At 57.8% G+C, this 10667-nt stretch carries 11 protein-coding genes and 1 pseudogene; 6 read left to right on the top strand and 6 right to left on the bottom strand.

Annotated features, from left to right (window positions below):
- Window positions 1–236 precede the first annotated feature (236 nt).
- The 4 genes and pseudogenes from ACS5Q1_RS43655 to ACS5Q1_RS43640 all read right to left on the bottom strand — a co-directional run.
- A pseudogene (locus ACS5Q1_RS43655) lies at window positions 237–446 on the bottom strand (IS6 family transposase); the annotation flags it as partial.
- Window positions 447–536: 90 nt separating this feature from the next.
- Window positions 537–1970 carry an aldehyde dehydrogenase family protein gene (locus ACS5Q1_RS43650; protein ID WP_473104080.1) on the bottom strand — a complete coding sequence of 478 codons (1434 nt, stop codon included), beginning with the start codon at window positions 1968–1970 and terminating at the stop codon, window positions 537–539.
- 24 nt (window positions 1971–1994) lie between these two features.
- Window positions 1995–3215: a CaiB/BaiF CoA transferase family protein gene (locus tag ACS5Q1_RS43645; protein WP_473104081.1), complete on the bottom strand. Its 1221-nt coding sequence runs from the start codon at window positions 3213–3215 to the stop codon at window positions 1995–1997.
- 51 nt (window positions 3216–3266) lie between these two features.
- The gene (locus ACS5Q1_RS43640; protein ID WP_473104079.1) at window positions 3267–4166 is read right to left on the bottom strand and encodes an NAD(P)-dependent oxidoreductase; all 900 of its coding nucleotides are present in this window, start codon (window positions 4164–4166) and stop codon (window positions 3267–3269) included.
- A 237-nt stretch (window positions 4167–4403) separates the two neighbouring features.
- On the opposite strand from ACS5Q1_RS43640, the gene ACS5Q1_RS43635 reads away from it, so the two are divergent.
- Complete coding sequence (locus tag ACS5Q1_RS43635; protein ID WP_473104078.1) at window positions 4404–5741, top strand: MFS transporter; 1338 nt, start codon at window positions 4404–4406, stop codon at window positions 5739–5741.
- Window positions 5742–5794: 53 nt separating this feature from the next.
- Here the strand turns inward: ACS5Q1_RS43635 and gcvA are convergent, their stop codons facing one another.
- A complete protein-coding gene (gcvA, locus tag ACS5Q1_RS43630) occupies window positions 5795–6727 on the bottom strand; it encodes a transcriptional regulator GcvA (RefSeq protein ID WP_473104077.1) in 933 nt (310 codons plus the stop codon).
- 125 nt (window positions 6728–6852) lie between these two features.
- Here gcvA and ACS5Q1_RS43625 point away from each other — a divergent pair, with 125 nt between their 5' ends.
- Genes ACS5Q1_RS43625 through ACS5Q1_RS43605 form a run of 5 tightly spaced genes read left to right on the top strand, consistent with a single transcriptional unit; the run spans window position 6853 to window position 10226 of the window.
- A complete protein-coding gene (locus ACS5Q1_RS43625; protein WP_473104076.1) occupies window positions 6853–7233 on the top strand; it encodes an OB-fold domain-containing protein in 381 nt (126 codons plus the stop codon).
- A gap of 10 nt (window positions 7234–7243) precedes the next feature.
- Window positions 7244–8395: a thiolase family protein gene (locus ACS5Q1_RS43620; protein ID WP_473104075.1), complete on the top strand. Its 1152-nt coding sequence runs from the start codon at window positions 7244–7246 to the stop codon at window positions 8393–8395.
- Between the two features lies 1 nt (window position 8396).
- Entirely contained in the window at window positions 8397–9152 is a 756-nt protein-coding gene (locus ACS5Q1_RS43615) for an SDR family oxidoreductase (RefSeq protein WP_473104074.1), read from the top strand.
- Window positions 9153–9193: 41 nt separating this feature from the next.
- Entirely contained in the window at window positions 9194–9967 is a 774-nt protein-coding gene (locus ACS5Q1_RS43610) for an enoyl-CoA hydratase/isomerase family protein (protein WP_473104073.1), read from the top strand.
- Entirely contained in the window at window positions 9912–10226 is a 315-nt protein-coding gene (locus ACS5Q1_RS43605) for a transposase (RefSeq protein WP_473104072.1), read from the top strand. Before ACS5Q1_RS43610 ends, ACS5Q1_RS43605 begins: the two co-directional genes overlap by 56 nt.
- Window positions 10227–10242: 16 nt before the next feature.
- Here ACS5Q1_RS43605 and ACS5Q1_RS43600 read toward each other — a convergent pair.
- Window positions 10243–10667, bottom strand: a 425-nt coding sequence (locus tag ACS5Q1_RS43600) for a VOC family protein (RefSeq protein WP_473104071.1), incomplete at its 5' end; no start/stop codon positions are given.

Below are 10667 nucleotides of genomic sequence, written 5' to 3'. Positions count from 1 at the left end.
CCGACGCTTCGCCGACATCCTCACGGTTGCCTGCGCACGGCTTGGGGCCGATATGGGTTGCTAGCCCTTCATCGTGGGGGACTTTCACCTCCTACTCCTTGCCGGTCTCCCGGCGCACTGACGTTTCCATCCCGATGCGAATAATCTGGTCCACGGACGGTCTCCTGTGTTTGAGATCTGCAATGACCTCATTCTGGCACAGCGATGCCGTAATAAGGGGGCCGTCCACCCCAACATTTTCGGCTGACGGCTCGCTTGCGGCGATTGAACTGCTCCAGCAACTCGGAGGAGTAGCGAATAACCCAGCGATGCACCGTCGCATGGTCAACGGAGATGCCGCGCTCGGCCATCATCTCCTCAAGATTCCGCAGACTCAAATTGTAAGCCAAATACCACCGAATGCAGAGCAGGATCACGGATTTATCGAATTGCCTGCCCTTGAACACTGCGTCCCCCCTCACTGTGGCCTTGACGCTGTAGCGGAAACTCTGAAACAAAAAGTTTGCGACACATCCCCATACAATGGTCTATCATCTTCATGATAGACGAATGATCACGGATTTGGTCTGCGTGTAATGTGACAATGCTTCGACGCCCTGTTCGCGACCGTACCCGCTAAACTTGAAGCCACCACACGGCGTCTGGACGAAGCCGCCACTATACTCGTTGACTAGGATACGCCCAGCCTCCAGACGTGCGGCGACTCGGTGCGCGCGCCCAAGGTCCCGCGTCCAGATTCCTGCGGCCAATCCTAAGTCAGAATCGTTTGCAATGCGGACTGCGTCGGCCTCATCCTTAAATCGGATGACACTCAATATGGGACCAAAGATCTCCTCCCGCGCGATTTCCATGTCATTGCTGACTCCAGTGTAGACGGTGGGTTCAATATAATGACCCTGCAGATCTGCGGCAGTGGCTACTTTGCCTCCAATGGCCGCTACCAATCCATCCCGCTCCGCGATCCGGAAGAAGCTCTTTATCTTGTCAAACTGCGCCTGCGTAGTAATCGGGCCATTGGTCGCGTCGAAATCTGCTCCCAGACGAATTTTGGATACATTCTCGATCAGCCTCTCAACGAAAATGTCATGGATACTCTCCTGCACGAGCAATCTTGCTCCCGCCGCGCACCATTGTCCGCTATTCCAGGTAAATGCAGTCGTAGATCCCTTTGCGGCAGCATCAAGATCTGCGTCTTCGAACACGATGTTCGCACTCTTGCCTCCGAGCTCTAATGTAATGGGCAAAACCCGTTCTGCCGCGATGCGGCCCAGTTCCTGACCGGCTTTGAGGCCACCCGTGAAGGAGATCTTCCTCACGTCGCGGTGGCTCGCGAGCGCAGGCCCCAGTACACTGCCTTTGCCCACCACAACGTTCAGAACTCCTGGCGGGAGCCCACTCTCCACGGCAAACTTTGCGAAGACCGCAAGCGAGCCTGACGTATGTTCCGAGGGCTTCGCCACAACGGTGTTACCTGTCGCGAGCGCAGGAGCGATCGCTCGTGCCGCCTGGTGCAGCGGCGCATTCCACGGCAGGATCACCCCGATGACGCCGAAAGGATCGCGCCGGGTATAGACATGATAGTTGGGGCCCATGTTGATAACTTCGCCGTCCATAACGTTGACGATCCCGCCATAGAACTCGAAGTACTGCGCAGTGAGGTCCAGGAGTTGGGCCATCTCGCGCCCTGGCTTTCCCGTCTCGATACGCTCGATCTCAACGATGTACTGACCTTCCTGGCGCAGCTTCCTGGCAATATCGACCAGGATCCTGCCGCGGTCAGCCGGTCGCATATCGCCCCATCCCGGGAGAGCGGCTGAGGCGGACTGGACTGCGATTTCGACATCCTTCGGACCTCCGTTCGCCACCTCTTTTATCTTTTTGAGTGTCCGCGGGTCGACCTTGTCTACGAAGTTACCTTCTGCTGGATCGACATCGCTCCCATCAATGAAATTTACGACACGCTCAAACATTGTTTCCTCCTCAGATTGCGTTGATTAGCCTGCAGCGACGGCGCGGCGCTCCTCGTCTTGTTTTAAATCGCAATGGACGAGCACACGGATCTCGTCCTCGCTAAACCCGAATTCGCTAAGAATCGTCTTCGAGTGCTCGCCGATAGCCGGCGCATGTGAATGATCAACTCTGTTCACCTGGAAGCTATTGATTGGAAAGCCGGGCATGCGAACTGTCCCAAGCTCAGGGTGCGCGACTGAGGCGATCATGCCATTTGCCTGCAGTTGAGGATGCTGAAGCAGATCGTCATAGTTCGCGACGGGCGCGCATAGGATGTCTGCGGCCGTGAGAACTGCGAGCCAATCGCCCCGTGTCCTCGTCTTAAACTGGGCAGCCAGCAGGTCACGCATGGCATCACGGTTTGCGACACGTTTCGATGAGGTCGAGAAGCGGTGATCGGCGGTCAACTCCGGCAGCTCAAGTACCTCGCAAAGGCGCTCCCATCTGCCGCCGTTGTAAGCGGCGACCATCAGCCAGCCGTCCGCAGCCTCGAAAGCTTCGTTAGGGGCGGAATACGGGGCTGCGCTACCAATTCGCTCCGGACGGATTCCGTCCGCAAGATAGTTTGTGAGCGAGACCTGCTGCAGGGCAATTGACGAGTTGAACAGGTTGACATCCAAGTGAGCTCCACGCCCGCTGGACTCTGTTTTGCGAAGCTGCGCAAGGATGCCCATCGCGGCGACATATCCGGTGAAGACATCGACAACAGGAGCTTGGACCTTGGAGGGTTCGCAACCCTCCGTTCCTATAATGCTCATTAGCCCGCTGTCTGCCTGAAGGATGCCGTCCACACCAGCTCTATCGGAGTAGGGGCCATTTTGACCGTAAGCGGAGATCGAACAGTACACGAGGCGATGATTGGCCCTTGAAAGCTCATTGTACCCTAGGCCTAGCCGCTCCATCACTCCTGGCCTCATGCTCTCGACGAGAACATCGGCCTTGGCTGCCAGGCGGCGGGCTGCATCGACACCCGCGGGAGATTTGAGATCCAGGCTCAGGCCAAGTTTGTTCCGGTTAAAGCCGTGGTAGAGTGCGCTATCCTCGCCAATCCAAGCGGGACCGAGCTTTCGTCCAAGCTCTCCGTCGGGAGGTTCCACCTTGAGCACCCGAGCACCCATATCGGCGAGCAGCATGGTACAGGTTGGCCCAGCCCCGACATGGGTGAAATCCAGGACTGCCAAGTTTTGAAGGGCATCTTGTAGCATCACGGCACCGTTCACTGTTCGCTCATCGCTTTTCCAATCCGCGGCGCACTATCACCGGCTGATTGTCACCCCTGTGGCCTCCTCGAGCTCCTTCACAACCACGGACATATCGTCGGCTACCCCACCATGGGCGTGCGCCAGTTCATAGAATTGCTTGGCGAGGGCAGAAACCATAAGGGGGGCACCGGCTGCGTCGGCCTCGTTGATGCAGAGCCGGAGGTCCTTGAGCATGAGTTCGAGGCGGAACCCAAAGTCGAACTTGCGATCGATGATGCGCGTTCCAAGAAGGTCTTCCGTGACGAAGCTTCGTGCAGTGCTGACATTTAGCATCTGGAGTATCGTTTCGGCTGAAAGGCCGAATTTCACGCCAAAGAGGATCGCCTCCGCCGCAACGATGAGGTTGGCGCCGACGATCATGTTGTTGATCAGCTTCAGGACTTGACCCTGCCCGACGTCGTCACCGACATGAACGACGTTTCGCCCAAAGCTCTTGAACGCGGGAGTCAGCTGCTCAAACGCCCATTTTGCCCCGGAAACCATGACCGACAATGTTCCGGCGTCGGCTCCAGCCACTCCGCCAGCCAGCGGTCCGTCCAACGCCGTGATCTGCCGTTGCGCGAGGCTCTGCGCAACCTGCTTCGCGACGGTCGGACCGGTTGTTGAATGATCGACATAAATCTTCGCCCGGGATCCGTAGACAATGCCGTCGGGGCCTAAAGCGACCCGCGTGACGGTGTCAGGCGTCGGCAGACATACGAGTACGGCGTCGACCGCGTCTGCGACATCTTTCGGGGATGACAGGACCTTGCCGCCCAGGGCTTGGCACTTCTCAAGTGCCGCAGGATTCGTGTCATAGACATGCACGTTGTGCCCTGACGCGAGCAGGTGGCGAACCATATGAGCGCCCATGGCGCCAAGCCCGATAAAGCCAATTTCTGTTGCTACCGACATGGGCAGGGTTTCCTCCACTGTTATTGCCGGTAACGCAGCCTCGTTTCCCCGCCGGCTACAAGCGAGTTTTCTGCAGGGGTTGTTGACTTTTGCTCAACTATCGGCATGGCAACGCTTGTTGACATTTTGTCAACGGAACCGTTTGCAAAAGTCGCTCTCGCGGCTTCGCCCTTTCTGAGATCGTTTCGTTTGGTTGACTGGGAACCGGCCAGAACTGAACCCAGGGAGGAATTAGCAATGTCAGAACTACTGGGCGATACGCCTGCTATTCAAACTCATGCGGCACCCGTTGACGGACGAGTGCAATCACTAACGCGTGCTCAGAGAAAAGCCGTCGTCGCAGCTACTCTGGGTACGATTGTCGAGTATACAGACTGGGTAATTTACGCGACCTTCGCCTCGATCCTGGCAAAGGAATACTTCCCTGCAGGTGACAGTTTGACGGCGTTGCTCTCGGTCTTTGCCGTCTTCGCCGTTGGATTTGTGATGCGTCCTGTAGGTGGGGCTGTGCTGGGCGCTTTTGCCGATCGCTATGGTCGAAAGGCAGGCCTCACACTTTCGATCCTCCTTATGTCGGTTGCATCACTCGTCATCGGTATTTGCCCAGGATATGCAAGCATTGGGATAGCCGCCCCGATCATTCTTGTGCTCTCGCGGCTTGTACAGGGCTTCTCGGCCGGTGGAGAGTTCGGATCTGCATCGGCATTCTTGGTGGAGTCGGCGCCGGCCGAGCGGAGGGCATTCGCCGGATCCTGGCAGTGGTTCGCAATCAATGCCGGAACTCTGGTGTCGTTCATCCTAGGATACGTGCTTGCGGTTGTAGGGAGCGAGTCAGGGCTCGCTACATGGGGCTGGCGTGTTGCGTTCGTCGTCGCTGCATTCCTTGGTCTGATTACCCTGTGGATCCGGCTCTCAGTCGGCGAAACCGAAGTCTTCAAGAAGAGGGTCGCAGCGGAGGGGATTCCGAAGAGTCCATTGAAGGACGTTCTTCTTCGGCATCGGCGCGATGCCCTGCGGGTGATCGGCATCGCCATGGCCGGAAATCTGCTGAACTATGTATGGATGGTAAACTACCCGTCCCACATCAATATCGTCACTGGGATGTCCCGCTCAGATACGCTGTTGATCGGAGTCATTTCCGTAGGGTTGTCGCTGCTTGTGATCCCGTTCGTCGGCAAACTTGCGGACCGGATTGGCAGAAAGCCTGTTCTCGTCACATTCGCACTGTTGTCGGCAGTTTGGGCCTGGCCCAGCTTCGGTTTGTTGTATGAAGGCATGACCTTCGCTGAAGCCCTGCTGATGATGACTGTCGGAATGCTGGTTATGACGGGCTTCGCGGGAGCTGCCGCGGTGTTCATGGTTGAGCAACTCCCCGCGAAGGTGCGTGTGACCGGCGTGGCACTGCCCTACGCCTTGTCCGTCACATTGTTTGGCGGCACTGCGCCGTACATCATAACGGCAATGAACGGGTGGGGTTATGGAGGTTTCACGTGGATCTACTTGGGAGCAATCTGCCTGATCGCGGCGAAAGTCTACGCGACGCTGCCCGAGACCAAAGGCACAGCACTCCGCTAAGGACCCTTGCTCGTCTTGCCAGGAGCGGCCCCCGCGTACCGAGCGGGGGCATATTAGCCTTCCACGCCAAGCATTAGATCAGGGCTTGATACGATAGCTTCCGTTCTTTCTGCTTGCTCCAGCAGCCACACTCTGAACCGCCTAAAAGCGGGGTTACGCAGGCGATTGCGGGGATAAATGAAATAGTACGTGTAATCGCCCCGATCGAGGCTCAGGTCAAACAGACGGGTAAGCCTGCCCGCTTTCAGATCGTCGATAAAGAGCGCCATCTGAGCGATCATGACACCTTGGCCTTCAAGAGTGGCTTGATAGGCGAGCGTGGAGCTCGCGTACTTGAAGCCGGAGTAGGGATCTACCCCCCTGCAACCCGCGGCTTCGAGCCAAAATCGCCAATCGTCAGGCCGCACCAGCGAATGCAACAGGTGAACCTTCGCCAGGTCATCTGCCCTTTGAAGATTATGCCTGTCCTTGAATGCGGGTGTGCAGAGCGGGACCAACTCGTTTTTCAGCACTCGGTCAATCTCCACCCCCGGCCAATTTCCATCTCCCAGCCTGATTGCCCCGTCGACGTTCTCGCGCTCGAAATCGACCGTTTCATTCGAGGTGGTCAGCCGGACCTCGGTCGTCGGATTGGCTTGGTGAAAACTGCTCAACTTGGGGATGAGCCACTTCATCGAGAATGTGGTGTACGCACGCACCCGAAGAATTTCGATTGTCTTCTTGCCCGTTAGTTTTAGGGTTTCTTCGCGAATACCGTCGAAGTGCCGGCTAATGGCGGCGAGATACTGCTCCCCTTCAGACGTGAGAACAATCTCGCGAGGATCGCGCCGAAACAGGCGAACGCCGAGGTAGGTTTCCAGTCTCTGCACCTGACGGCTGACCGCTCCGGGCGTCACCATCAGCTCATCTGCCGCACGCCGAATGCTTTGCAGCCTTCCAGCCGCTTCGAAAGCCCGTAACGGATTGAGTGGCGGCAGCCTATCCATGTCGATGAGATAAACGGACTGTTGCCTTTAAGTCAACAGCCTGGCGCAGCTTTGTCGTGCTGGGAAGAGGTAGCCATGCCGTAAATTGGAGCCGCTGACACCAGCCCCTATCGGGAGGAAATTCAATGGACAGGATCGACGAGATCGCGGGGCGGGTCCGGCCCACAACCCACAACTCGGGCGCAATGCTGGAAGCGTCCCGCGAAAGGACGACAGGAAAAGGGGTTTTCCCACGGGTGCCGGACACGTCTCCGTCTGCTGATCGATATGAACCGATCACCCTTTCGCCGGAGGCCATCCTTTACAGCTTCACCGTGATCCACCCCAATCCCAAAACAGGCCTGACACCTTTCACACTGATCTATGCCGACTTTCCGGAGAGCACACGTGTCTTCGGCAGACTTGCCCTTCGGGATGGAGAACGCCCACGAGTCGGGGCGGTCGTCCGGGTCGTGCGGACCGGCAGCACAGACACCGCCACTGACTATCACTTTGAATTGGTATAGGGGGACAACCATGACCAGCGAAGTCTTCATTGCTGGCGCAGCAATGACAGCGTTCGGTCGACATCACGACCGCTCAATGCAAGATCTGGCTCAGGCTGCGGTCAGTGATGCTCTGAAGGATGCAGACCTGACCAAGCACGACATCGACGCCATCTACGCCTCCAATGTGTATGGCGGCATGGTGCTCGGTCAGGTCATGATGCGCGATCTCGGCATCACGGGACCTGCTCTGTACAACGTAGAGAACGCATGTGCGAGCGGTGCAACCGCAGTTCATCTGGCGTGTCATGCTCTCAAGCTCGGACTCTATGAAACGGTCGTTGTCTTCGGCGTCGAACAACTCACACAGCTTGGAGGTGGAACGATTCCGCTTCAAAGAAACGACTACAAGACCGAGCTGTATGCATCTCAGGGAATGACCCTCCCGACCGTCTACGCAATGCGTGCTACTCGCTACCTCCACGAACGGGGTGAGGCGCCGGAAACATTAGCTCGTGTCGCGGTGAAAAACCGGGCTCACGGGGCACGCAATCCCCTCGCGCAGCAACGTACCGAGGTGACGCTTGAAGACGTCCTCCATTCCCGACCGGTGGCGGAACCGCTAACGCTGCTTCAATGCTGCCCCTCCGCTGTCGATGGGGCCGCGGCCGTCATCCTGACAACGAAGCGTCCGACAATGCATCCAGCAGCGGTAAGGATCCTCGCATCCGCAGTTCAATCCGGCCATCAGGAAGTCGGGTGTGAGGACACACTCGACGCCGAGATTACAGCCCGCACGGCCAGAATTGCATACGAGCAATCGGGCGTAGACCCGAGAGACGTCGGGATGGTCGAACTGCATGACGCGTTCACAATCGCAGAACTCCTGTACTACGAGGCTCTTCAACTGGCGCGTCCAGGTGAGGGAGCGGCTCTGCTCAGGAGCGGAGATACTGCCCTCGGTGGTCGAGTGCCTGTCAATCCAAGTGGTGGGTTGCTCGCAAAAGGTCATCCTCTGGGCGCGACCGGAGTGGCGCAAATGGTCGAGGTGACATGGCAGCTTCAGAGCCGTGCACCTGGGCGGCAGATCGAAAATGCCAAGATCGGCCTGACGCAGTGTACCGGAGGAGGTATCGCCGGCGTCGATCATGCCGCGTCCGCCGTACACATTCTGGGAGTCTGACATGAGCCCGAGAGATATCGCAGTAGTAACTGGCGGTGCCAGGGGAATCGGACTAGGAATCGCCGAGTCTCTGCTCAACGCCGAGAAGGATGTTGCACTGATCGACTTCGACAAAGCCGCACTATTCGCTGCAGTTGATAGACTTCGTGCCACGTTTCCCCGCGCAAGGGTGCTAGGAATTCAGACCGATGTAACGAAATGGGATCAGGTCGAGAGTGGCATTGCCCGCGTCAAGGAGGAGCTGGGACGCATCGATATTCTGATCAACAATGCAGGAATTGTACGGGACCGCCGCCTCATCAAAATGGACGAAGACGATTGGGACAGCGTGATTGCGACCAATCTCAAATCCCAGTTTTTGACCTGCAAGGCAACTGTGCCACTGATGATCGAGCAGGGATACGGACGGATCGTCAATATCTCATCGCGGGCATGGCTTGGAGGCTTCGGGCAGTCGAACTATTCAGCCGCCAAAGGGGGAGTGGTCAGTTTGACCAGGAGTCTTGCCATTGAGCTGGCGTCGCAGGGTATCACCGTCAATGCAGTTGCGCCCGGTATCGTCGAGACGCCCCTGTTCCACACGTTCTCCGAGGATGTACAGGAACGACTGAAGAAGAGCGTTCCCATGCAGCGCATAGGCACCCCCGAAGACATTGCCCAAGCCGTCATGTTCTTCGTTGACCGAATGAGCAGCTACATCACGGGGCAGCTTCTATACGTGTGCGGTGGCCGCTCACTGTCGAGCCCTAGCGTTTAAGGTAACGTGCAATGACCATTACACGTGTCACCGAAGATTCCGTGGCGACGATCCGGATCGACCGGCCTGAGAAGCTCAACGCGCTCGATGCCGAGCACCTTACCGAGTTGCGAGGCCAATTGGCTACCGCCGCAGCTGACCCGACGGTCCGTGTCATCATTCTCAGTGGAGGTGACGGGCGGGCGTTCTGCGTCGGCGCCGATCTCACGGCAGGCCGAACCGACGAAGTAGGGCCCGCTGAAGCGATTGGTTTGCCGCTTGAGGAGTCAGGCCAGAGAGGCCTCTATATACGCTTGTTCAATCTTCAGACACTGCAAATCCGCAAGCCTCTTATTGCTTCGGTGAACGGATTATGCCTCGGCGGCGGTTTGGAGCTTGCGCTTCAGTGTGACTTCATCATTGCCTCGGAGACCGCAAGCTTCGGCCTTCCTGAAGTTGCTGTATCCAGTCTTCCAGGTGGCGGAGGGGTACCGAACCTGCTCAAAGCTATCCCGAGAGGAGTTGCAATGCGGATGCTCCTGACAGGTGACCGCATCGACGCACACCGCGCGCTGGCGCTTGGCTTGGTTACAGAAGTATGCCCGCCGGCAGAATTGTCATTCCGGACCACCCAGGTCGCAGGCAGAATCGCTGAAAACGGGCCACTTGCGGTTCAGTTGGTCAAAATGCTTGCAGTCAACTCCGATAACGCAAGTACGGCACAGGCCTTTCAGATGACCGAGCTTGCATGGGGCCTCCTGCGCGATACAGCCGATCGCCATGAGGGGAGAATGGCCTTTGCGGAAAAGCGCAAGCCCCTGTTCGTCGGGCGCTGAGATCGACCTGCCGGGCGCTTCGGGCGACTTGGCTCGCGTCGACCATTCCAAGACTTACCTTACCGAAGACGGCACCAACACTAACCTGGTCGAGAGCATCTTCAGCCGCGTTCAACGGGCCTACGTCGGCATTCATCACCGCTTCTGGACTCGGTGCGTCGACTGGTATGCAACCGACCTCGCGGTATCTCTGCGGATACTGGCAGGGAAACAAGCCGCCGGAGCTGATCTGGGACGAGAACTCCGCGACCTGTCATAAGGGGAGGAAGCTAGGCTCAATCCGCAGGAACGAAGGTAGGGTTCCACACGATCTCCCAGACATGGCCGTCGGGGTCTTGGAAATAGCCCGCATAGCCGCCCCAAAACGTGTCCTGGGCTGGCTTGAGAACCTTGGCTCCAGCCTTGTAGGCCTGCTCCATGACCTGGTCCACCTCGTCCTTGCGGGTCACGTTGTGCCCGATCGTGAAACCCGTCGGGGACGGAGCCGTCTTCGGCAGTCCCGTGTCGTGGGCAACATCGTCACGAGCCCACACGGCCAGCTTCACGTGGGATTGAAGGTCGAAGAAGGCGACTGCTCCATGGTCGAACTCCCTGCCGACAATGCCCTCGGTCGGCAATCCAAGACCATCGCGATAAAACGCGACGGCCCGTTCCAGATCATTGACCCCGAGCGTCAACACCGAAATGCGTGGTTCCATTC

This window comes from Microvirga sp. GN3 (assembly GCF_055792825.1).
This window is presented reverse-complemented; position numbering and strand designations above follow the sequence as displayed.